General features: G+C 68.4%; 10 protein-coding genes. All 10 read right to left on the bottom strand.

Going from position 1 to position 25874, the window contains the following annotated elements; genetic code table 11:
- Positions 1-1314 (bottom strand): acyl-CoA dehydrogenase family protein (locus tag NDR87_RS33525; RefSeq protein ID WP_251941287.1); only part of this gene is annotated, 1314 nt, incomplete at its 3' end.
- A gap of 483 nt (positions 1315-1797) precedes the next feature.
- Positions 1798-3297 carry a serine hydrolase gene (locus tag NDR87_RS33530; RefSeq protein ID WP_251917929.1) on the bottom strand — a complete coding sequence of 500 codons (1500 nt, stop codon included), beginning with the start codon at positions 3295-3297 and terminating at the stop codon, positions 1798-1800.
- Between the two features lie 41 nt (positions 3298-3338).
- Positions 3339-5495, bottom strand: coding sequence for an MMPL family transporter (locus NDR87_RS33535; RefSeq protein WP_251917930.1), 2157 nt, complete (start codon positions 5493-5495; stop codon positions 3339-3341).
- Positions 5492-7354 carry a non-ribosomal peptide synthetase gene (locus NDR87_RS33540; protein WP_251917931.1) on the bottom strand — a complete coding sequence of 621 codons (1863 nt, stop codon included), beginning with the start codon at positions 7352-7354 and terminating at the stop codon, positions 5492-5494. The genes NDR87_RS33535 and NDR87_RS33540 overlap by 4 nt, the downstream gene beginning before the upstream one ends.
- Entirely contained in the window at positions 7351-7539 is a 189-nt protein-coding gene (locus NDR87_RS33545) for an MbtH family NRPS accessory protein (protein ID WP_251917932.1), read from the bottom strand. The genes NDR87_RS33540 and NDR87_RS33545 overlap by 4 nt, the downstream gene beginning before the upstream one ends.
- Positions 7540-7552: 13 nt before the next feature.
- Complete coding sequence (locus NDR87_RS33550) at positions 7553-9184, bottom strand: cyclic peptide export ABC transporter (protein ID WP_251917933.1); 1632 nt, start codon at positions 9182-9184, stop codon at positions 7553-7555.
- A complete protein-coding gene (locus NDR87_RS33555) occupies positions 9181-13764 on the bottom strand; it encodes a condensation domain-containing protein (protein ID WP_251917934.1) in 4584 nt (1527 codons plus the stop codon). Before NDR87_RS33555 ends, NDR87_RS33550 begins: the two co-directional genes overlap by 4 nt.
- Entirely contained in the window at positions 13761-15887 is a 2127-nt protein-coding gene (locus NDR87_RS33560) for a non-ribosomal peptide synthetase (RefSeq protein ID WP_251917935.1), read from the bottom strand. Before NDR87_RS33560 ends, NDR87_RS33555 begins: the two co-directional genes overlap by 4 nt.
- Positions 15874-16863, bottom strand: a complete 990-nt coding sequence (locus NDR87_RS33565) for a TauD/TfdA family dioxygenase (protein ID WP_251917936.1) — start codon at positions 16861-16863, stop codon at positions 15874-15876. The genes NDR87_RS33560 and NDR87_RS33565 overlap by 14 nt, the downstream gene beginning before the upstream one ends.
- A complete protein-coding gene (locus tag NDR87_RS33570; RefSeq protein WP_251917937.1) occupies positions 16860-25697 on the bottom strand; it encodes a non-ribosomal peptide synthetase in 8838 nt (2945 codons plus the stop codon). Before NDR87_RS33570 ends, NDR87_RS33565 begins: the two co-directional genes overlap by 4 nt.
- Between the last annotated feature and the right edge of the window lie 177 nt (positions 25698-25874).

Consider the following 25874-nt stretch of genomic DNA (forward strand, 5'->3'; position numbering starts at 1 on the left):
GCGGATGTACTGCTCGATCGGGTAGTCCTGCAGGAAGCCCGAACCACCCAGGGTCTGCAGCGATTCGGTCAGGTACTGGTAGGCCCGCTCCGAGCCGACACCCTTGACGATCGGCAGCAACAGATCGTTGACCCGCGCGGCCAGATCGGCATCCGCACCGGAAACCTGCTCGGCCACCACCGGATCCTGATGGGCGGCGGTGTACAGGTACACCGCGCGCAAGCCCTCGGCATAAGCCTTCTGCATCGCCAACGAACGCCGCACATCCGGGTGCTGGATGATCCGCACGCGCGGGGCCGACCGATCGCCCGCATGGATGAGATCGGCTCCCTGTACGCGCGTGCGCGCATACGCGAGAGCATTGAGGTGACCCGTGGACAGGGCCGCGGCCGCCTTGACCCCCACCATCATTCGCGCCAGCGCGATGACCTCGAACATCTGCGCGATGCCGTTGTGCACCTCGCCGACCAGCCAGCCCTTGGCCGGAATGCCGTGGCCGCCGAAGGTCACCTCGCAGGTGGCCGAGACCTTCAGGCCCATCTTGTGCTCGACGTTGGTGACGAAGACGCCGTTGCGCTCGCCCAGCTCACCGGTCTCGCGGTCGAAGTGGAACTTCGGCACGAAGAACAGCGACAGGCCCTTGGTGCCCGGGCCCGCACCCTCGGGGCGGGCCAGCACCAGGTGGACGATGTTCTCGAAAAGGTCGTCGGAATCGGCCGAGGTGATGAAGCGCTTGACGCCCTCGATGTGCCAGGAGCCGTCCTCCTGCTGGATCGCCTTGGTACGACCCGCGCCCACATCCGAACCCGCGTCCGGCTCGGTGAGCACCATGGTGGCGCCCCAGTCGCGCTCGACCGCGATCTCGGCCCACGTCTTCTGCTCGTCGGTGCCGTTGTTGTAGAAGATGGCGTTGAATCCGGGACCGGCGGCGTACATGTACGCGGCGGGCTGCGCGCCGAGGATCAGCTCGCTGATGGCCCAGTGCACGGTGCGCGGCACGCCGAGTCCGCCGAGTGCCTCGGGCAGGCCGACCTTGTCCCAGCCGCCTTCCTGCAGGGCGCGTACGGACTTCTTGAACGATGCGGGGATCGCGACGGTGTGGGTCCGGGGATCGAAGACCGGCGGGTTGCGGTCGGCCTCGGCGTACGACTGCGCGAGCGGACCCTCGGCCAGGCGACGCACCTGCGCGAGCATCTCCCTGACCGTGTCGGTATCCAAGTCACCGAACGCGTCTCCGTCCAGGATCGGCCCCAGACCCAGCACCTCGAAGAGATTGAACTCCAGGTCGCGGACATTACTCCGGTAGTGTTGCATTCACTATTCCTTGCTCGATGCACATTTCCTGGAACACTCACGGACGATCCCGGAAATAAATACACAGCCCTCTAATTCTAGGGCGAGCCAGGCATATCCCCGCCCCCCACATCAGTTTGCTGTAGACGAATGTCACCGGAGTGACCACACGGTGAATAATCGGTGCGGAGATCATATTGGTCGTATACTTCCCAAACGGCGTCCGAGATGCCATGATGTCCTCGCACGACGCTAATACAAGAGGGGATCTGCAATGGATATGGGTTACGTTTGGCTGGCGCTCGGGTGGATGGCATTCATAGCTATCGTAGTGGTGGTTGTCACCGCATTCTTGATAATCGTGATCCGGGGTAGCATGAATCGCAGCAACGGAACCGCGGGCTCGACGGAAAAAGCCGCCACTACCAAGAGCCCCGACCAGTAGCGACCCGGTGCCCGCCGACCGTTCCGGGACGGCGGGCACGGTCTACGCCGACGGCACCGCTATTCTGCCCCCCTCCGGCCGAGTATTCCGACGAGACGCTCATGCCGAAGAATGTGACGCAGGACGAGCAGTCCGGTCACGAGGAATATCTCGGCGACGAGAATCCAGAACAGCAGTGCGATATCGGGGGCCCAATTGCTGATGACCGTCAGTGGCGCCCCGACGATCCGCGGGACCCCGGCAAGCCCGCCGAACAGAAGCAGACCTCCTGTGACGGCGACGAGACCGACCCGGACACAGACCGTGCCGGTGCGACTGGGCCGAAGATCGCCACCGATCAGTGTGATGACGATTCGAGTGAGCCAGGCGACAAGGACCGTACCGACAAAGCAGAGGGTGGCCAACGTGGCCTCGTAGGCGCCCGGCCCGAATCCGAAGCGATCCGGGATCCCGAGCTCGGACCGGACCAGCGAACGGGCCGCGGCGGCGAAGCGCTCGGACTCCATCTCCCCGTACCGATTGGCAACCAGCACGACGGCCAGATCCCGTTCCGGAATCAGCGCCACGTGGGTGAAGAATCCCGGCACCGCTCCCGAATGCCACCGAACTTCGGTCGCTGTCCCGTCCGCACCCGCCATCCGCTCGACGAACCAGCCGAATCCGTAGCCTGCCGCACCGCCGGTGGCCACCGTCCCCGATCGAGACAAGGCCGCGGCCGGATCGGCCGAGAGCAGATCGGCGAGCTGCCGGGAGGCGTAACGGCCCAGCTGCTCGACCGACCCGGCCAGGTAGCCATAGCCCACCCCGGCGGCGTCGAATCCCGTGTGTATCCGCGCCGGAACGGTGAAGAACGGAACGAATCCGGGCGGCACCCGCTGCGTGAAAGTGTCGGCATCGGTGATGATGTCGTCGGCCCCGGCCGGGTCCGCGACCTCGTGCCGGACGACCTCGCCGAACGACTGCCCGGTCACCCGCTCGACGATCGCCTGCAGCACCAGGTAATTGAGGCTGGAGTACCGGAACACGCCCCGCGACGAGACATTGTCGACGCGCCCGAGATCGACGATCGCATCGAGCGCGCGACCGCGGCGAGACCAGTCGTCGGTGCGGGCCATGTCGTGCGGTAGGCCGCTGGTGTGATGGACCAGATCCGACACCGTGGTGGCTCGGTCGCGCACGACACGCTCCGCCGCCTCGGGCAGAAGCTGGGTGACGGGGGTGTCGAGAGTCAATTCCCCGCGCGCGGCCAACCGGGAAACGATCAGCCCCGCGAACGACTTGGACACCGATCCCCACACGAAGGGGGTTCGCTCGTCGATCGGTCGATCGTTGCCGTCCTTTCCCCATACCGCCCTGTCGACCACACCGCGACTGTCGACGATCTCGACGGCCATGCCGGGCACATCGAGCTCACCGGCGATCCGGGATACCTCCCGCGCCAGTCCATCGCCCGTGGCATTCGCCGCCGGAGCGCCGATCGACAGCGCGAACATCGACAACACCGCGAGCAGGGCCGCGACCCCACCAGCAGTTGTGCCGCCGAAGCATTTCCACACCATGCCGCCTTCTCTCGGATCTGCCTGTGTCGCTCGGCCCGCCATCACGCTGTCGAAACCGCTCGACGCGAATGCATCCCTCCGTGTCCGGCACCGCCCGTCGGCGTTGCGGACCGACGCCATACCCGATCACCGAGCAGCATGAGGACCGAAGGCAGAAGAATTCCACGCACAATGGTGGCATCCAATGCGATCGCCGCGGCGAGGCCTATTCCCAGCTGCTTCATCTCCTGTGTCGGAAGAATGGCGAACATCGCGAAGACGACCACCATCACCGCCGCCGCGGCCGTCACCGGCGCCGCCGAATTCACCACCCCCGCGCGAACCGCGTGATCGAGTCGAGCCCCGTGCGCGATTGCCTCCCGCACTCGCGACAGGATGAACACGTGGTAGTCCATCGACAGTCCGAACAAGATGACGAACAACATGATCGGCAGGAGCGTCACCACCGGCCCCACGTAGTCCGAACCGAAAATCGGCGCCCCCAATCCGACCTGAAACACCATCACCAGAATTCCGTAGGCCGCCAGGACCGAGAGCAGGTTGAGCACCACGCTCATCGCCGCCAATCCGAGCGAGCGGAACGCCAGCAACACCAGCAGGAACGAGATCACCAGCACGAACGGGATCACCACGACGATATTTCTGTACATCGATCGTGAAGTGTCGACGCTGACCGCGGTTTCGCCACCGACGAGCACGCGCCGATCCGCGGCCACCGCCGGGATGATGTCCTCGCGGAGCGCGGTGAGCGTACTGCCGGCCTCCGGGGAGTCGATGCCCGGCGCGCGAACCGCGATCTCGACGCGGGCGACGGTGTTGTCACTCGAGAACTCGATCGCACGCCGCTCCGGTGCGAATCCCGGTGTCGCCGCCGCCTTCTCGCTGATCGCCTCGAGTGTGCGACGAGCGCCGTCCGGGTCACCGTGCACAGCCGTCGCGGCCGTGTGGCTGATGCCGTACAGCGGATACTGGCCTGCCACGGCATCGAAGGTCCGCAGGGACTGGAAGGTTCGGGGCATACTGTCGGTCCCGGGCCATTCCAGGCGCATGAACAACGCCGGGGCGGCCAGGCAGACGAGAACCGCGGCCCCGATCACCGCCGCCACGCTCGGCCGACGGACCACGATGGCCGAAAGCCGAGCCCACATGCCCCCGTTGCTGTCCGCGGAATCCGATGCCTGAGCACCGAAATGACGGTGCACGACACCCTTGCGGCCGAACCCGAGGAGCGCGGGCAACAGGGTCATCGAGGCCAGCAGCGCGGCGACGACCACGAGGACCATGCCCAGGGTCAACGAATGGAAGATCCGCGAATCGGTGAGAAACGTCGCGGTGACCGATACCCCGGTCGTGATCCCGGCGATGAAAACCGAATGTGATGTCGCGGAGACCGCTATGCGGGCGCTCGCGTCCAGATCCGGGTTCTTCGCGAACTCCTCGCGCATCCGCCGGACGAAGAACAGCGAATAGTCCACTCCCAGGGCCAGACCCATGAGGATGATGAGACTGATCTGGTTCTCGTCCATCGGCACCAGGTGCGAGGTGATCCCGCCCCACAGGGCCGCGAGCAGCACGACGGCCAGGCCGATCGCCAAAGGCACCGCGGCCGCGATGATTCCGGCGAAGACGAGGAACAACACCACGGCCGTGATCGGCAGACTCACGACCTCCAGCAGGGACAGTTGGCGGGCGTAGGTCTGCGTCACGTCGGCTCGCACCGAATTCGGCCCGGTGGTGTCGATCGTGATGCCGGGATGCGCCGCCCGGGTCCGCTCGATCGCCGACGTCACGCCCCGCAGCCGAACCGACGGCGCCGCCTTCTCGTCGGTGAGGACGACTTGGATGAGCCGCGAACCCCCGTCGCGTGCCGACAGGATATTACCCACGGACTCAACCGATTTCGCCTGCCGCAACTCCCCGGCGAGCGCCTCGGCCGCGCGGTCGGCGGCCGCTTGGTCCGTGGCGGAGACGAGCACGCTCTCGGTCCGCGACGCGACGAAGTCCGCGGATCCCTCCAGTTGCTCCGCCGCGCCCGCCTCCCCCACGAAGCCGTCGGGAGTCGGCAGCTCGCGCACCCCCACGGCCGTGTACAGCACCGCGGAGAGCAGCAGGGCGGCCACCCAACCGAGCAGGACGATGCCGCGCCGACGGTAACTCCAGCGCGCGAGTCCGTCGACAAATGTGAGCAGTGCCGTCACACGATTTCCTTCCGTACCCTATTGAATTCTTCTCCCGCCGACACGTCGGACCGTCTGCTGCGCGCCAGTTCCGCATCGACGAGTACGGCCAGCTCGCGGATCGTCAACCGTTCCATGACATCCGCGAGCTGCAGTTGTACGCCGAACGTCCGGCGGATTCCGGACGAGAGCCGGGCCACCAGCAGGGAGTGTCCCCCGAGCGCGAAAAAGTGATGCGTCGTGCCGATATCGTCCACCCCGAGGAGTCGTCGCCAGAGTTCGAGCAGCCGCTGCTCGGTGGGGCTCTGCGGCGGCACCACCGCGGAATCCCCGACGGCGAAGTCGGCGGCGGACGGCGGCGGCAGCCGATCGCGAGCGAGCTTCTCCCCCACCGATATCGGAATGTCCTCGATTTCGACCAGCGCGGCGGGTACCGCATGCCGCGGGAGCCGACTGTGCAGGGTGCGCCACAGGGCCGACCGGTCGAGGCCGACGGCGTGATCTCTGCGCGCGAAGTAGGCGATGAGGACGTCTCCGTCGGTCCCGCCGACCGTCGCATGGCACCACCGCACATTCTCGTGCGCGGCGATCGCGCGTTCGACTTCGGTGAGTTCCAGTCGATAGCCGCGCAACTGCACCTGGTTGTCGAGCCTGCCGAGATATGTCACCCATCCGCTCCCGTCCGCCGTCACGCGGTCACCGGTGCGATAGCGCCGACCGCCGTGTGCGTCCGGATCGGGGACGAATGCCGCCGCCGTCGCGCGGGGGTTACCGAGATATCCGAGGGCGAGCTGGTCACCGGCGACGGCGAGCTCCCCCGGTCCGACCGAGCGGCCGTCGGATTCGATGCGATGGTCCTCGCCGTCCTCACCCAGAACGCAGGCGCGCACGCCCGGAAGCGGCGGGCCGATGGTGAGTTCGATCTTGCGTAAGCGCTCGTCGTCCAACCGACCACCGGTGCAGGACACGGTCGCCTCCGTCGGCCCGTACCAATTGTCCAGTCGGCACCCGGCGAAGGACGGGGCCGCGAGTACATCGGCCAACCGCAGGCCGTCCGCCGCCTCGCCGCCCACCAGCAGGCGACGCAGCGCCAGCCCGCCTCCGACGGCCTTGTCGTGCGAGCCGAGCTGGTACGCGGCCGACGGCGTCGTCGACAGCACGGTGCAGCCTTCTCCGGCAAGCACGGCGTGCAGCCGTGACACGTCGGCGGCCACCGACTCGACCACGAGCACAGACGTCGCGCCCGCCGTCAGGGAGCCGAAGAGCTCCCACACCGACAGATCGAACGCGGCCGATGACCGCGCGGCAACGATATCGGTCGGAGCGAGGTCGACGACCGCGCGAGCGGCGTCGAGAAACGCGGCGACGGCTCGATGCGGAACCGCGACGCATTTGGGCGTGCCGGTCGTGCCGGAGGTCGTGCACACGTAGCACACCTCATCGGCACTGCGCGGCCCGCGCTCGGTTGCCGGCCGGGCCGATCGGTCGACGAGGAGGTGCAGGCGCTCCGACAGTGCGAGTCGCGGCCGTCCCAGCCACGCGGCGGGCGCGAGATCGTCCCAGGCGATGACCGCCCGCGGGCGAATCGTTCGCAGCACCGTGTTTTCGACGTGGACCGGAGAGTTGAACGGGATCACCGTGTAGGCGGCGCCGGAGCGGAGGATGCCCAGCAACACCGGGAGGAGCCAGGAGTCCCTGCGGCCCTTGATCGCGACGACATCGCCGCGTCCGATCCCCGCCGACTCCACCTCGCGGCGCACATACTCGCAGCGCTCGAGCACCGTCGGTGCGTCCAGATCCTGGTCGATACAGCGCTGCACGACACGGCCGCCGAAACCGCGCAGGGCCGCGAGACAGCGTTCGTCGACGAAGACGCTCACGCCTCCCCCAGCGAACGACGCAACGACAACGGGCGGATATCGGTCCACACGGTCTCGATATGGTCCAGACACTCGTCGCGGGTTCCCTCGAAGCCCATCGCGGACCATCCGGCGGGTAGTTCCCGATCGACCGGCCACACCGAGTACTGTTCCTCGTCGTTTCGAACGACAGCCCATTCGGACATTCGCGAGCCCCTTTCAGTGGGAGATATTCGTATCGGCCAGGCTTTCGAGGGCCCGGGAGGGTGAAACCTGAACGCCACGTTCGAGTTTCAGAAGCGCGTCACAGGCGTGGAAGTACCTGTCGTCATGGGTGACGACCAGCACGATCCGCCCGGCATTCCGCAGGGCGGGAAGAAATTCGTGGTAGAAGCGGTGCCGAAATATCGGATCCTGTTCTGCCGCCCACTCGTCGAGAATGACGACGGCACGGGGGTCGGCCAGCACCTCCACCAGTGCGAGGCGCTTCCGCTGACCCGTGGACAGGCCGGAGAACTCGAAGCGGTCACCGGCGATCACCACCCGTTCGTGCAGACGCAATTCGCGCAACCAGTACTGCATCCGCTCGCGCACCGCCGGGTCGGTCGACCTGATTCGGCCGAACAGGTACGAGTCGGCGAAGCAAGCGCTGACGTTCTCCCGATAGGCCGCGAGGTCAGCGCCGGTGAGCGCCGCGCCGTCGACGACGAGCCGCCCGGAGGCCAGCGGGTACAGCCCGGCGAGTGCCTTGGCGAGAGTGCTTTTCCCGCTTCCGTTTCCGCCGACGATGAAGGTGACGGTGCCCCGCTCGAAAACATGGGACACCGGCCCGAGCCGGAATGTCTCGTCGTCGTCGCCATAGGTGAACACGGCGTCCTCCAGCGCGGCGGCACGCACCATCGACGGCGGTCGGGTCGGCGCGGCCGCCTCCTCGGACGATCCGTGCGCCGCGACGTCGAGGAGCCGATCCAACGCGACGGTCGCTCGATTGAGCACCGGGACGATGTTGAGCACGGTCACCAGCGGCGTATTGATGTAGAGCACCGCGAGGGCGACGGCGTACTGATCCCGCTCGGCGATGCCCAGCCACTGACCCGCGAAAACGATCGCGCCGACGCAGCCGAGGAACAACATCTGGCCCCAGTACCCGGCGACCAGGGTGATCGTGGATCCCTTCACCACGCTCTCGGCGTGGCGCCGGGAATGTCCTCGAAGATCCTCGTCCACGATCGCCGACCGCAGGGCGGTATTCAGCTTGAGATCCTTGAACCCGGCGGTGAGCGCCTCGAAGGCGGCCTGCATATCGTCCTGGGCTTTGCGGGCGCAACGCACATGCACCGCCGCGCGGCCACCGGCCCAGCCGTACGCCGCGGCGCCCGCGACGAATGCCACCACGAGCACCACGAGCGCGGGGAGCGACAGGATTCCCACATATGTCGCCGCGGACACCACGACCACCGCGTTGATCAGAAGCAGCGGCAGAGCCTGCACGGCCTGGCCGATGGCGGTCAGATCGTCGGTGAGGACGGCCAGAGCCCGGGACGGCTTGTAGGCCTCGAAATGGCGCAGCGGCATGGCCATCAGGTCGCCGACGACCTTCGTCCGGAGCTGATCGGTCGACCGCTGCGTGACTCGCACCAGCGCATTCGACGCGACCGCACCGGAAACCAGCACGGCGGCAGCCGCTCCCGCGAACATACCGATGCGCTCGGGCCCCCCGCTCGAGCCGACCGTGGACGTGATGATCGAGATCATCGCGATCGTGGCGACACCGGTCACGATCCCGGCCGTCACCGCGAGCATCGACATCAACCGGCCGCCCCGTAGCAAAACCGACAGCAGCGTTCTCACCAGTGCACCCCTTCGCTGGCACCCTCGTCGCGACCGACGCCCACAACGGCCGCGATCGTGGTCGAATACAGTTCGCGCAGCAGGTCCAGACGCTCGGCACTGATCCGCACCCGGTCCGCCACGAGCATCAGCGCGAGCGAATGCTCGGGCGGATGCACCGAAAACGTCGCCATCAACGCGTAATCCGTGTCCTCTCGCGAATAGTGCGGATCGGCGCTGGTTCCGAAGCGGTGCGTCCGCTCGACCTCGGCCAACCGGTGGAACTGCACGAAGTTGAATCCGAAATCGAACAGGGGCCCCCGGCCGACCAGCTGTTGTATGTCGATGTTGGGGACGCGGCGATGCGGTGCCATGGCCGCGTCGACCCGCGCGCAGTCCCGGGCCACCGCCACCGGATCACCCGTGACCACCAGGCGACGAGGCACCATGTTCAAGAACATGCCGCGGGTCTCGATTCCACCCGGCAGCTCGAGGCGTCCGTTCGCGGTGATGCCCGACACCACGTCGTTGTCACCGAACACGTCGGCCAGCACCAGGAAGTGAACCGCCATCGCCATGTGCCGCAACGACACTCGCGCCGACCGCGCCGCGCGCGCGAACGCGGTGGCGGTGTGATGATCGATCGGGATCGGCGTCCGATGCACGTCTCGGCCGCTGCCGCCCCGGATATCCGCGATCGACCTGGGCGTCACCGTCTCGAGGTGCCGCTGCCAGGCGGCGCGAGACGTTTGCGAGCGGCGCGCGGTCCGCTCGGCCGCGATGAAGTCGGCGAACCGTACCGAGTTGTCCGCGACCGGCGTCGTGTCGTAGTCGGGATCTCGGCGGCAGAGCGCATTGTGTCTGGCGATGATCTCCGCCAGGGTCGACGTCCAGCTCCAACCGTCGAGGATGATGTGGTTGTCGCTGATGATGAGCTGGTTCTCCGCCCTGCCGACCCGTACCAGCACCATCCGGAACAGCGGTGGCGTCGAAAGATCGAAGGCAGTCCGTCGTTCCTCGGCGACCAGCCGATCCAGTAGCGCACCGATGTCGTCGCTGTCGCGGGCATCGATGAATCGAAACGGCGGTGCGACCTCGCGGTAGACGATTTGCAGTGGCTCCGCGGCGATCTCGTCGTCGATCGCTGTCCGCAGCACGTCATGCCGTCGCACCGTGTCGGCCAGCGCGACGCGGAAGGCGCGCGGGTCGAGCGTGCCCCTGATGCGAATACTCACCGTGTTGTGGTAGACGCCGACCTCGTCATCGAGGCGGATGTGAAACAGCATGCCCTCCTGCGCCGCCGACAGCGGATAGGCATCGGCGGCGTCGTACGGGAGGAGGTCGCGCACGGCGGCGTCGACGAGTTCGAACCTCTCGACTCGATGCCATCCCGTGCCGTCGGGCGCGGTAGTGGGCTCACCCGCGGACAGGCCGGACTCCGGAACCTCACCGGCGAGGACGGTCTCGCGCAGCGTCTGCAGGCTGTCGGTCGCGAGCAGGTCGCCCACGCTCAGCCGGATACCGGCGCCTCGCAGTTCCCCGACGAACTGCACGGCGGTGATCGAGTCACCGCCATTGGCCAGGAAGGACTTTCGTATGTCGACCGTCCGGTCGCCGCCGAACACCTGCCGGAGGGCAGCCGTGAACGCGTCCGTCCCACCGGCACTCGCTTCGCGGCCGATGCTCGCCGCGAGTGCGACCGACCGCAACCGGTCGAGACGACGGTCGAGTTTGCCGTTCGCGGTGTAGGGGAAGGCACGAACCGCGTAGATCTGGTCGGGAATCTCATAGCGCGCGAGGTGGGCCACCGCATGCGCGCGAACGGTCGCCAACCCCGAATCGACCGTCGCGGCATCGGGGGCGGCTCCCGTGTCGGGGACGAACTCGACGAAGGCGATGAGCGCGCCCTCGGCCGCGACGACACAGCTGCGCTGCACCATCTCGGCCGACTCGAGCACGCGCTCCACACCGTCGAGCTCGATCCGGTGACCACGGACCTTCACCTGATTGTCGAGCCGGCCGCGACACAGCAGGGCCGCGACCCCGTCGATCGCCTGCCATCTGCCCAGATCGCCGGTCAGATACATCCGGTCCCCCGGCCCAGCGCCCGCGAACGGGTCGGGGACGAAGCGGGCGGCGGTCAGTCCGCCCTGCCGGAGATAGCCGACCGCTACGCCGTGGCCGCGGACGGCGATTTCCCCGTCACATCCCATCGGGAGGGCGTGCCCGTCCGGATCCACCACCACCACGTCGAGATGGTCGAGGGCCCGGCCGACGGGCACGATCCCCGAGTCGCCCGCTTCGGTCACCGCCCCCCGCGTGGTGTGCACCGTCGTCTCGGTCGCGCCGAGCATATTGACGATCTCGCACCGCGCACCGAACCGCTCGCGCCACGCCGTGACGTACGCCGGTGTGACGGCTTCCCCGCCGAGTACCACACGGCGGACGGTCCGTCCGATCGCCGTCACCGCCGCCGCCGAGTGTTCGCATGCGGTGAGCAGCGCACCGTAGGCGGTGTTGGTCAGCGAGAGCACCGAAACCCCGGCAGCCCCGATCGCCTCGGCGAGTACGAACGGATCTCGGATGGTGGCCGCGTCGAAGAGCACCACGCGGGCGCCGTGCGCCAGGGCGCACCACAGCTCCCACACGCTGTAATCGAAGGTGAACGAGTGAAGGCAGGACACCACGTCACCCGGACCGATCAGCTCGCCGGTCGCCTCGACGAGCGCGAGGACATTCCCGTGTGTCACGGGAACACCCTTGGGGCGCCCCGTCGTCCCCGAGGTGAAGATCGCATAGGCGGGTGCCGCGGCCCCCACCGCGGGCACGACGGAACCTTTCGCCCGCCCACGACCCGCGGGCGCGGCGCTGGCCCGGTCGACAGCCCGCAGACCCAGACCCGTCATGACCCGGGCATGGTCCGCGGGAACTATCGCGACGGTGGCGGCGCAGCGGTCGACGATCGACGCGAGCCGGGCACCGACCCGCGCGACATCGACGGGCACATAGGCAGCGCCGAGTGCCATGACCGCGCCGGCCCACTGCACGAAGAACTGGTCACGCTCGGCGGAGACCAGCACATGATCGCCGCGTCGGACCCCGGCCTCGGCGAGAAGCGCTGCCCGCGCATCGATTCCGGCGATCAGTTCGCGCCACGTCAAGGTCGCGTCCGGAGCCACGAGCGACACCTCGTCGGGGCGTTCGGTGGCGCGGGCACGAATCACCTCGGTGATCGACGACATCGACCGTGCCCGGCGCACGAGTGGCGCGCCGACCAATCCGACCTCGACATCCGCTGTGCGGCGATCGATGTCCGCGGCCATCGTCGCCAGGGCCGTCACCAGCGCGCCGCGCAGGCCCGCATGGGTGGAGCGGTCCCATCCGGCCAGCGCCGACTCCGTCTGACATTCGGCTCGGTCGCCCCCCACCTGCAGACTGACGGTCAAGGCGCCCTTCGTCTCACCGGTGTGCACGGGCACGGGCCGAAGGACGGCGTCGTCGATACGCAGCCCGGACCTATCCGCGGACTGGAAGTTGAAATACAGATCGTCCACCGGCCAGTAGCTCGGCACCGATTCGCGAATCCGCTCGACGACCTCCCCGATCGGTGCGTTCGAGTGCGTCAGCATGCTCGCCATCGCCGCATCGATGCGGGCAAGCAGATCGGCCAGTGACTCGCGCGCGGACACCTCGACGTGAACCGGCACGGTGTTGACGAAGGGGCCGATCGCGTCGAATTCGTCCAGTTCGCTCCGATTGGCGAAAGGCACCCAGAAACGGAACGATTCCGACCGCAACATTCGACTGAGCACCAGCGCCGTGGCCGCCAACCAGACGGAGACCTCGTGCACGCCGTGCCGCCCAGCGACCTTCGCGGCGGCATCCCGTGCCGAGGGCGCGAGATGTTCACGGCTCACCGTGGCCTCGCCGCGCCCATGCTCCTCGGCATTCCACACCCGCGCCTCGGCCCGCGAACGAAGGTGCGCGTACCACCATTGGGTGGCGTCGGTGTCGTCACGCGCTCCGACGACGTCGCGATAGCGTGGCCGCGGGGTCGATGCCGCCGTCCCGGGCGCCTGGAACTCCCGCAGGACGTCCGAGAGGAACAACGACATCGAGACACCGTCGATCACGACGTGATGGAAGACGACAGCAATTCGCCTCGTCGCGTCACCGTGGGCGAGCACCCCGACCCGTACCAGCCAGCCAGGGCGGTCCGCGGCGAACGGTCGGGAGACGAAGTCGAGGGTCGCCCGCTCGATGTCGCCGGCCGTCGCGACGTGCTCGGGAGTGCACGAGCCGTCGAGGGGGACCATGACATGCCCGTGCTCGGTGGACACAATCGTCGATCGAAGAATCGGATTCGTGTCGACCACCGCGCAGACGGCATCGACCACCCGCTGGTGGTCGATCCGCCCCGGGACATCGAACACGCATGGCACGGTGTACCGGGAGCCGGTACCGGCGAGGTGCCCGCGCCAGATGCGCTCCTGATAGCTGCTCAGGGGCGCGGGACCGTCCGACCCGATCGTCCTCGTCGACGGGCCGCCCGAGACCCTCAGCAGGGCCTCGAGCGCTGAGCTCTGCGACGGGCTGTTCACCGAGCCGACTCCAGCGTCGAGACGAGGGCGTCGAGCTTGTCCCGGTCGACCCGCTGCAGGAGCACGTCCTCGTGGTCGCCGAGGGTGTCGCGGTCCCGGAAGTCATCGATCGAAACGTCCACCTCGAGGATCCGGCGGTACAGCGCGATCAGCTTGAGCCGCTTCATCGAGTCACCACCGAGATCGGCCAGCGAGGTGTCCCGGGACCGCGCCGGACTGCCGAGGACGTTGCTCCAGATGATCTCGAGCACGCGATGCGAGGCATCGGTGTTCGCACCGTCCGCGGCGGCCACCGGTGCGGACACCAGCCTGCGGAGCGCGGTGAGGTCGACCTTGCCCGACGCGTGCCGGGGCAGTGCGTCGACCGCCCAGATGTGGCCGACGCCGATTTCGACACGCCAGGTCCGCCGCACGTAGGTCTGGACCGCCGAGACGACGTCGGGGCCGGTCGGCACGATGAAGATGTCGATGGAGCCGCCCGCGGTGTCGACGGCGGCCGCCCGCACACCGGGAACGGCCGATAGGTCCGCACGCAGGGCCTCGAGGTCCACCCGCACGCCGTTGACCTTGCGTTGCATATCCGAGCGGCCCAGGAACACCAGCCCGGCGGAGGTCTGCCGCACGAGATCTCCGGTCGCGTACATCCGATCGCCGGGTCGGCACCCCGGCGCGGCGCCGACCGACGGAAGAAACGATCTCGCGGTACGACCCGGATCCGCGTGATAACCGCGCCCGACACAGGCACCCGAGACATACAGTTCGCCGACACCACCCACGGGCACGGGTCGAAGCGCGCTGTCGAGCACGTGGGTGAACGAGCCGTGGACGGCCCGGCCGATCGGCGCGACGTCGCGATCGGTGCCGCAGTCGTGCAGCCAGGTCGCGTTGGAGGTGCATTCGGACGGCCCGTAGAGGTTCACGATGCGCACGCCGGGCCACCGCCGCAGGGTGCGCTCGATCAGCGTCACGTCGAGCGCCTCACCGCCGAGCAGGAGAACGCCGGATTCCGGAAACGCCTCGGTCGGGAGCAGGTCGAGGATTTCGCGCCACACCGTAGGAACCGTGTTGATCGTGACGCCGTCGATCCGCAGCGCCTTCTCGATCTCGTGCACCGGGTCGTCGGTTGTCGGTATCCGGACCGCACCGCCGACACTCAACTGACCCCAGATCTGTTTCACGATGGCGTCGAACCCCGGCGCGCTGAGCGCGGGCATCACCACATCGGGTCCGCATATTCCGGTCTCGGACAGGAATCGACAGTAGGCCGACAACTGCGCGTGCTCGATCACGATCGCCTTGGGCGAGCCCGTCGTCCCCGAGGTGAACGACACATACGCCGCGGCGGCGCCGGTCGCCGGTCGCCACGGGGCCGGTCGGTCCTCGGCACCAACCGGTTCGACCGGCGCCCGCGTCGCCCCTGTCCAGCGCATGACCTCGGCGTTGTAGTCGGTCGCATCCGTTTCGGACAGGAGCAGGTAGGCCCGCCGGGACACCAGAACACCCAGCAGCACGACGACGGTGTCGACGACACGGCGATACGGCACCGCGACGACCTCCGCCGCACCCTCGTCGTCGAGGACCGCCGCATACCGTCGCGCCCGCGCAACCAGTGCGCCGAAGGTCAGGGTGTCGTCGCCGACGCGAACCGCGACGCGGTCGGGATCCCGCTCGGCGACCTCGAAGACGCGCGTCACGATGTCGGCCACCTCGGCCGCGGCCGTCTCCGGCGGGCCGGCGGGCCGGGGAACGTCCACACCCAACTGGCGGGCCACCGACGCGGCCAGCGACTTGGCGACCAGGTCGTCGAGCCGAAATTCGCCGTGCCGCCCCCGCACCTCGATGGCCGAGACCGCCCCCTCGTCCACCCGCAGGTGAACCTCGACAGCGGCTGCCGATCCCGGCGTCTCGTCACCGATCGACACCGCCACCAGGCCGCCGGAACCGTCGTGTTCACCGACCAGGAACGGCGATGTCGCCCGGCTCACCGCCCGCTCGATCTCGACTCGATCCACCCTGGGCCGCATCCACGGATCCAGTTCGACGACCCCTCGCCCGGCGGCGTCGCGGGCCCACGCCCCGGCCCATCCCGCTGCGGACGAGCGGTTGTGGTCATGCATCACCATTCACTCCTGTTCCTACGATGCGACGCGCGTACGGCGGCGCCCACGTTCCCGCTCCTGTCATGCACACGCGGATCTCACGCGCACCCGCGAACGGTTCCCGACCGTGCGCGAATCGCCGATTGTCGATGACCAGCAGATCCCCCGGCTTCCAGGAAAAACGGATCGACGCCGACGCCACCGCGTCCCGTACCGCGGCGATGTCCTCGTCGGAGAAGGGGCGGCCGTCACCGAAGGTGGAGTTCTTGGGCACCCGCTCCTCGCCCGCCACCTCGAGCAGATCCGCGCGCAGATCGTCCGGCAGGGTACGAATGTTGAACGCGACGACCTGGTTGAACCAGTGTGCGGCGCCGTCGATTTCGAGGTATGCGGGCAGGACGATCGTGGTCGTCACCGCCCCATCGGACCCGACCTCGAGTTGTTCGCCGCGCTGCCGCACGGCGACCTCCAGCGCCTCGAGATCGTCGGTGCCGAACGCGACGGTCCAATCCTCGCCCAGCAGCGGGTGGAAGCAGCGGCGGTAGCGCACCCCGACCTCGTCGAGCGCGGCCCGAAGCCGAGCCGGAATGCGCTCGGCGACAACGTCTGTGGGCGCGATCGGGGTCGCGCCGTCGCGCGATGCGGCCCGCGTGCAGCAGAAGCCCAGATACCTGGGCCAGGTGGTCGCGTACGCCATCTCCGAATGCAGATCGATGGCGTACTGCGGGGGAAAATCGGTCGAGGTGTACACATTCTCGTGCAGCCGGGTCCGGGGCGTCGCGCCTCCGGCATAGGGTTGGGGCTGCTCACCGGTGATGTGGGCGACGACGGTGTCGAACCGATCCGCGACCGTGCCGAGTCCGCGCAGCAGCACCACGCCGGTCGCGGCGAAGGTCTCCCGAATCTCCTCCATATGCCCGGCGATCCAGTTCTCTACGCGCGGGCCGCAGTCGAACGTGGCGGGAACGCCGCGGTGTCGAATCACGTTGGTGGGCATCATCTTTCCCCCGTGCTGGTTGGTTCGTGGCTTCCGGGTATTCCCGCAGCCGAGTGTCCGAATCGATTCCGTGCGGCGGCCAGCACAGTGGCGACCGTCCCGTTCAGATCCCCGATCGCCTCGAGAACCATCTCGATACGGCGCAAAATCCGAGTGCCCGCGGCAATAGCGACGTGGTGGGTGTCGCAGTTGAGGGTGATCTCCACGGTGCCGTCGCCGTGCGCGTTGTCGACCACGCTCACCGTGAGCGGGAGCCCGGTCCGTTCCCGGGTCGAGAGAACGTCGATGGGCTCGTCCAGGAAGGTGCCCACCTGGCTTGCCCCGCGCGCGTCGTCGACGATCACCGCGCACTCGTACATGCCGTCGGCGGACACCGTGACACCCGCCGTCGCCGATGGCTCGTCCCGCAGTGCAGCGTGCATGGCCGTCAGCAGCCCGCCGATGTCCGACGTGGGCGCGAGCGATACCTCGACCGCCCGCCCGACGATGTACATCCCCAGAGCGTCCGCGTGGCCCTCCGGCCGCCGCTGCCCCACGGTGCCGAAGCGAACCGTGCGCGTGCCGTGACCCTCGGCGTCGTTTCCCGCCAGGACGATCGCCCACGCGGCGTGCACCAGCGCGGCGAACGTCACTCCGTGCGCGGCGGCGGTACGCCGTACGCGCTGACCGGCCTCGCCGTCGAGAAACACGGTCAGGTCGACATTGCCTTCGGGCGCACCGTTTTCCGGGGGACCGCCGTTCGGTGCACCGCCGAGATCGGGCAGCAGGACCGCCGCCTGCCGGTCCACCGCCCCGCCCGCGTCCGCGGCGCGCGCGTGCGATAACGATCGCGACACCACCATGTGGTCGAGCATCCGTCGATCCGGTTCGCCGCCCGTGGCGATGGCACCGATGTATGCCTGCTCGATGTAGCGAAGCAGCCGCTGGGTGGTCCAGCCGTCCACGACAAGGTGGTGATAGGTCAGCAGAAGGTACTTCTGCTCGCCGTCGACGACGAGCGCACGGAACAGCTGTCGGCCCTCGGAGCGGATGAGGGCACGCACCTCCCGTTCGGCCAGGCGCTCGGATTCCCCCTCGACGCACTCGGCCCGAACCTCGCCTTCGGCAGGCACCACGAGCACGGGGTCGGCCAGGACGCCCCATTCGATCGACCCGCGCAGCAGCGGATAGTGCTGCCCTGCCGCACGAACCGCCTCGGCCAGGCGCCGCGCATCCGCCCCAGCGGGAATCCGCAGCACCGCCTGCTCGATATAGGCCCCCTTGTCACCGTCGGATTGACTGCGCAGGTACATGGCCTCCTGGGCGCTGGTCAACGGAGCGATCGCGTCCAACAGTCCATACGTCCGGACGAGTGCGGACAAATCGTTGCCGCGCAGGTCCACCGCGCACCATCCGGTCCGGACCACCGGCCGGGCCTGCTTCGTCGCCCCGGCAATCGCGACCGCGAACGCCTCGCCGTATGAGATGGCCTCGCCGAGGTCGTAGTGCTCGATCGACACCGCGAGGCGGTCACCGTCGATCCACGCGTCGACCGCGAATTCGACCGGTCGGCGCGCGTCACCGGCACGCAGCCGACCGGTGCCGTACGGCCGGATCACGGCGGCGGTTCCGGGCCGGGCCACCCGTCCGAAGAAGTTCACGCCGACATCGACGCTCAGCCCCGGGGCCGGGTCCCGGCCGACGAAGTGGCGCAACGCTTCCACCCGCTGGCCGGACCGCCCGAGGAACCGTCGACGGCCTCTCAGTTCGGCGAGTTGCCCGGGGGCACTGCCGGTTCCGATCGGAATCGCGAGCAGACCGGTGAACCATCCGACCGTGCGGGTGAGATCGATCCCGTCGATGTCGAGATCGCGACCATGGGTTTCGACCTCCAGTACGGTGCGCTCGCCCCCGCGGTGCCGAAGATATGCCGAAGCGCACGCGATCTGGACGAGCTCCTCCAACGAGGCGCCCAGAGCAGCGGCGGCGGCCTCGACACCAGCCAGTTCCAACTCGATCGCCGTGCTCGCCGCGGACGCCTCACGACCGGGATCGCGCGACGAATGCCCGTCCACGCCGCGATAGGCGGCCCGCGTCGTTTCGAACACGTCGTCCTGCCGTACCGACGACGCCAACCATGACACCCATTCGTGAACGCTCGTGTACTCGGGTTCGAGCCGGGCGGGCCGCCCGGCCCGGATCGACGTGAGGGTTTCCACGAGATCGCCCGCCACGATCTGCAGCGACACGATGTCCATCACGAAGTGATGCGCCACGATGACGACCGCGGTGCGCGCGACGTCGAGCGCGCGCACGACGCCGAATCCGATCGGCTGTCCGCGTGTCATGTCGACTCGCCGGTTCAGCGTGTTGAACACCGCCGCGCAGGCGTGGTCGACCTCCTCGCCCCTGGTGTCGAGATAGTGCACCAGCGGGTCGTGGTCGGTGAGAACGAAGGACCATGCCGAACCGGTCGTATCCAGCCTCGTCCGCAGCATCGGATGCACGCGCAGTACGGCGGCGATGGCGCAATCCAATTCGGCCGACGCGGGCAGCCCCTCGATCTCCAGGCGAACGGCCATATTCCAGCGCGGCGGGACGCCGTGGCCCGACACTCGGCGCCGAAACCAGTGGATGGCGGGCGGAAGGTGCTCGCTGCGCGCGGGCTGCACACCCTTGCTGGCGGCGGCAGGGTCGACGGCGGCCCCGGCGAGGAGATCCTCGAGCGTGCCATCGGCCAGCAGTGTGCGGCTGTCGACGACGACGCCGTACCGACGCGCGGCGGCGCTGACGGTCAGAGCGCGAAGCGAATCACCCCCGGCGGCAAGGAATCCCGTCGACCGGTCGGCAGCGCCGACCGCCTGCCGCCACGCGTCGACGACGACGCGCTCGATGTCGGCCGAATCCGAACCGGCGCCGCCGCTGTCGGCGTCACCGGCCGCGGCACCCCCGCTGAGCCGACGCCGGAGGGCCTCGTCGTCGACCTTCCCATTGCCGGTCAGCGGCAATTCGTCGACGACGTGCACCACCGCGGGCACCAGATGCGACGGCAGCCGATCGGCGAGCGCCGCCCGTACCGCGGCACCGTTACGCTCGGCGCCGTCGATCACCACCGCGCAGTCCAGTCGCGGCACACCCCCTTCGGCAAGGGTGACGGGCAGAACGCGGGCGATGACAACGCCGTCCACCGCCATCGCCGCGTTCTCGATCTCGGCCGGATCCACCCGGTATCCGCGAACCTTCAACTGTCGGTCGACACGTGCGACGTAGGTGACCACGCCGTCCGCGGACCGGTAGGCCAGATCTCCGGTCCGGTAGACACGCGCACCCGGCACATCGGTGAAGGGATCGGGCCGAAACGCGTCGGCGGTGCCCCGCGGGTCACCGAGGTAGCCGGTGGCCAGCAGGGACCCACCGAGCCACAGCTCGCCGACGACACCCGGACCGACCGGTCGCAGATCCGGCCCGAGAACGTAGGCGGCGCGGTCACCGGCCGGAACGCCGATGGGAACCACCTCGCCGTCCCGTTGCGAAACCCGGTGGGACAGAGCGGTGATGACGCCCTCGGTCGGACCGTAGGCATTCCAGAACCGCAGCGGCTCATTGGACCAGCCGTCGGCCAGCCGGGCCGACAGGTGTTCACCTCCGACGACGATCGTCCGCAGCGACGCCAACGCGGTCTGCCGGTAGGCCCGCATCGACGGGCCGAACTGTCGCCAATAGCCTGTGGGCGGATTGAACACCGTGACACCGTGCGCACCGATCGTCCGGGCCACGTCGGCAGGCTCGAGCGCGGTCCGGGGCCGCAGCACGGCCGTCGCGCCCGCGTAGAGGCTGCCCAACAGTTGCTCGAGCGCGGCATCGAATCCGAGCGAGCCGAAGACCAGGATGACGTCGTCGCCGGTGTAATCGAACCGGCGGCAGATGGAATCGAGGTGACCGTCGAGCGCGTCGGTCCCGACGGCGATGCATTTCGGTTCGCCGGTCGTGCCCGAGGTGAAGATCAAATACGCGTCGCCCATGCGGCCGCGCGCCCCGGCCCGCGGCCCCGCGGCGTCGGCGACCTCGGTCACCGCCCACTCGTCGCGGGACCACGCGAGCGACCACCGGGCGCCGGAGCGGCCGAGCATCGCCGACACCCGCGACGTCGGCAGGTCGTCGTCGAGGACGATCCAGGTGGCCTTCGCCGTGCGAATGCCGAGCAATGCCGAAGCGGGTTCGCACTCCGGCGTGACCTCGACCGCGACCACCTCACCCGGCCGTACCCCGGCCGTGATCAAGCGATCGGCAAGATCGAGCCGTCTGCGGTCGAGCGTGCGGTAGTCGACGACCGTCCCGTCGCGCACGACCGCGGCGGCCTGCGGGCGGCGCCGGGTGTGGCCCGCCACGCGCTCGAGCAGATCCTCCGCACGGCGCACATCGCCGGGCGCGGTGACGAATCCGGGCGGCGCCAGGGTGTCGAGCAGCGCGCCGACACGGGAGTCGGTGTCGAATTCGGCGAGACGGCGGAGGACCCGTTCGAAGGTCCGCGCGATCGTCGCGACCGCGTCGGCACCGACCCGCGACGAATCCACGTGCAGCAGAAGGCGTTTTCGAGGCCACTCCCGAGCCTGGAGCACCAGGGCGAATTCGGTTTGTTCGAGCAGGTCGGCATGGGTCAGGACAACGCCCTCGCCGAAATCGAGTGCCGCGGGGTCGAGCGGATAGTTCTCCACCACGACCACGGTGTCGGGGGTCTGCGATGACCCGGTGGCGCCCGCCACGGCATCGGCCACCTCCTGGCCGACGTGGCCGATGACCTCCGCGACGGATGCGTCGCGGCGCCACTCGACGGCCAGCCCGTGCGCGCCGATGAACAGACCCACCGCACGGTCCATTCCGGGCTCGGAGATGTCGCGGCCGCTGCTGATCACCCCGTGCTGCGTGCGGTCCGTACCGAGCGCCGCGGCGAGGGTGAGCGACCAGGCGGTGTTCAGCAGCGTCCCCACGGTGACATGCCACCGTGCGGCTACGGCGTCGACCGCGACGTCGAGTTCGAGTTCGACCGACAGCTGCCGGTCCGATCGCGAGGCTCCGGCCGGTGCCACGACACGATCGAGCACCCGGACGGTGCCGCCTTCCGCGCCGGGCTGGCGGCGACCTTCGGCATCGGCGCGTCGGCGGGCGTACGCCACCAGGTCGAATTCGGGCGGCCGCGGATCGCGACCGGCATAGGCGGCGCACAGATCCGTGATGACCACGGGAAGCGACCACCCATCGGCGACGGCGTGGTGATGGGTCCAGACGCATCGGGTGCCGGCCGGACCGTCCGCGATGACCACCCGGGACAACGTCTCGGCGCCGATGGCGAATCCGCGCCGTCTGTCCTCCTCGAGCCAGCGCGTCCACTGCGACGAGTCGGCCCCCACGAAGGTGGTCTCGTCGACGACGACGGGGGTCGACGCGGCCTTGTCACGCAACAGTTTCTCGTTCGTGTCGTCGACGACGGAGCCCAGAATCGGATGCGCCGCGAAGACCGATCGCCATGCCCGAACCAGCCGTTCCCGGTCGACCCGACCGCTCAGATCGAGGACGAGTTGCTCGATGTACACACCGGAATGCGGATCGGCCGCGGTATGCAACACCATCGCCCGCTGCCCCCTGGTCATGGGTACCGGCAGGCCATGATCGATCCCGGCGGACCGGGTGATATGCCGCACGTCGACCGATTCGACATCGGCTGCCACGGCGTCCAGGCTCGCCCGCGACATCAATCGTTTGGGGGACAGCCGAATTCCGCGTCGGTGCAGATATCCGATGGCTCGCATGGCCGCGATGGAGTCGCCGCCCTGGTCGATGAACGACCGGTGCGGATCGACGGGTCGGTCGAGTGCGCGCTCGACCGCCACCAGCACGACGGATTCGCCCTGCTCGACCGTTCGGTCCGCGGCTCGGTCCCCGCGATCGGTCGCACGGTGACGGATCGAGCGCTCCGACTCCGCCGCCATCCCCGCCACCGCTCGCCGGTCGACCTTCCCGTTGACACCCCGGGGGATCTCGTCGACGACCACGGTCTCCGTCGGCACCATGTAGCGGGGCAGGAGACGGGCGATCTCGCCGAACGCCGCGTCGAGATCCACCGCCGCCACCGTCCGACGGTCGAGGAGGGCGACCAGGTTCCGCCGACCGGTCGGGCCGTCGGTGCGGGCGGTCACAACGCACTGCGCTCCAGTCGCCGCATGGAAGGCCGCTTCGACTTCGCGAGGCTCGATCCGGAAGCCCTGAATCTTGAGTTGATCATCGACGCGCCCCAGAAAATACAGACGTCCGCCCTCGCCGACCCGAACCCGATCGCCGGTGCCGTACATCCGGCCACCCGATTCCCGCGACCACGGGTCGGGTACGAAAGCGGCCGCCGTGGCGCGCGGATGTCCGAGATACCCCACGGCGAGGTTACCGGCGACATAGAGCTCTCCGGAATCACCGGCCGACACCGGTTCGAATGCCTCGTCGAGCACCAGCGTCCGGATTCCGGGGATCGCCCGGCCGATGGAAATATCCCCGTCGGAGCGGTCCAGATGATCGTAGGTCGACCACACGGCGGCCTCCGACGGCCCGTATTCGTTGGTGAGCGACGTCATCGGCAGTCGACGCCGGTGAGCCTCGCGCACCGCGCTGGCGCACTCCTCACCCGCGACGATCACCTGCCGCAGCGTGGTGAGGTCGGCCTCGTCGTCATCCAACAGCGAACCGTACAGCGAGGGGATCGCCAGTAGGTGGGTGATCCCGCGGGCTTCGATCGCCTCGACGATCTCGACCGTCGACGGCGCCGCGGCCATATCCATCAGGACCAGTTCGCCACCGGTCGTGAGCGTCCAGAACAAGCCCGCGTAGGCACTGTCGAACGACAGCGACGACAGGTGCAGGAAGCGTTCGGGCGGGCCCGCATACACGTCCCCGCGCACCGAGGTCGAGTGCGACAGCGCACGGTGGTCGACGAGAACCCGCTTGGGGACACCGGTCGTACCGGAGGTGAAAACCAGATACGCGGGATGTTCGGGACCGATCGACACACCGGTCTCGACCTGCGCTCCGGCCGGGGTCCGGTCGAGGTCGTCGATCCACCACACCGGCCCGTCGTACGTCTCGGGAATCGCCTGCGCGGTAGCCCGATTCGCGACGATGCCGGACACCCCGGCAGCGATCATCGTCGAACGGCGATCCGCCGGGTAGCCGGGATCCACCACGACGAAGGGACGGCCGGACGCGAGCACGCCGACGATCGCGACAACGGCATCGATTCCCTTCGGCAGGAGCACACAGACCGGGTCGTGCCCCTCGGCGTCGATACGACCGGCCACCGCCTTCGCCCCGGCCCACAACTGCGCGTAGGTGACCGTCCGGGTGCCGGAGCTGACCGCGGGCGCGCGCGAACGGTCGCGGACGACCGCCGCGATCCGGTCCAGCACGGTCGTCGTGTCGCGCACGAGTGCCTTCGACCGATCGGCCCGGTACGTCACCACGAGGCTCCCCGCGGGATGCCGCCAGCCGGAACCGAATTCGCCGGGCAACACGACTCGAATATCTCCGTGACCGCGCGCGAGGTCACGCAGTTCGGCAACCACCAGATCGGCGAGCTTACGAGCTTGCCCGCGAGTGACAGCGCCGGGATCGAAGTGGACAGCGCCGAGATATCGACCGTGGACGAACCCGGCTTGGAATCGGAACGGGAACTGACCGACCTGCGAGGGCAACGGATACGGTTGCGTGCGGTAGCCGGACATATCCAGCTCGAACCGGTCACCGAGAACGAATGCGGTGCCGAACCCGAGATACGAGGGCTCGTAGAGGAATGTCGTCTGGAGCACGTTCGACGCGTTGGCCGCGTACCGAATCATCTCGGTCGTCGGCAGCCGTCCGTGCCGGCGAGCGTTCTGCACACCGAGTCCGACCTTTACCAGGTCGTCCTCGATGTCCGCGCCCACGGCGACCCGGACCGCGGCCGGTTGGGTGAAACTACCTATGGTGGTCGCAAAGCGCGTATCACGCCGCAGAACGGGCAGGGCCACCGCAATATCGGCGGTATCCGCATCGGGAGCCGCGATCGCACCGAGCGCGCGCATATACGCCGCGAGGAATGCGGCGGCAGGCGAGATCCCTTTGTCCTCGGCCCGGCTCCGAATGGCGCCGGACGCCGTCGCATCGACCTCGATGCGCACCCACTGTTCCAGTGGGTCACCGGGTTCATCCGCATCGGGCAGAGCCGCGATCGCGGCGACGAGGTCGGTGTCGTAGCCAGCGAGGGCGCCCTTCCAATAGCTCCGGTCCGCACCTACCTCCGCCGAGGCCAAATAGTCCTGCTCCGCGAGGACGAACTCACCGAACTCCGCCGACTCCGCAGCCGATTGCCGCTGTTCGCCGTGCTCCAAAGACCACAGCTCCCCGAAGAATTCGCGAACGACGAACAGCGCACTCACCACGTCGACCAGGACATGGTGGCACACCGACACGACCACGGCCCGGACACCGTCGCAGCGAACATGGAACCGCACCAGCGGACCCTCGAAAATAGCGAAGGGGCGCTGCACCAGTTCCGACAGTTCCTCGCGAACCGGCCGTCGCCTGGTATCCGCCACCATTCGCACATCCAGGTCCACCAGCCCCGGATTGGTGACGTAGCCGAATCCGGAGTCGTCGGCCGCTATTCGGCTGGTCAATATCGGGTGTCTCTCGACGACGCGGCGCCAGGCAATCTCTACGGTGTCGGGACTTGCCGTCGTTTCGCCGTAGAACGAGGCGACGGTATTGTTTCCGACATTCTCCGGCTCGGCGACCTGGTCGAAGAGCATGGCCAATTGTGCCGAAGTGAATGGGTTCATCACTTTTCCTACGACTTCTGTGCCGATCGCCTTTCCGGCATTCACAGCACTGCTCACAGATCCCCCTTCGACCCCGGATCGGTCCACGCGTCTTGCTCGGCGGACTGGAATAGATGTCCAGCGAACGTAGACTTCGAGTCGCCCCGCCGAGCCGTCCGGTTCGTCCCCGTACCCGCG

This window comes from Nocardia sp. CDC159, from assembly GCF_023740735.1.
Lineage (GTDB): Bacteria > Actinomycetota > Actinomycetes > Mycobacteriales > Mycobacteriaceae > Nocardia > Nocardia pulmonis.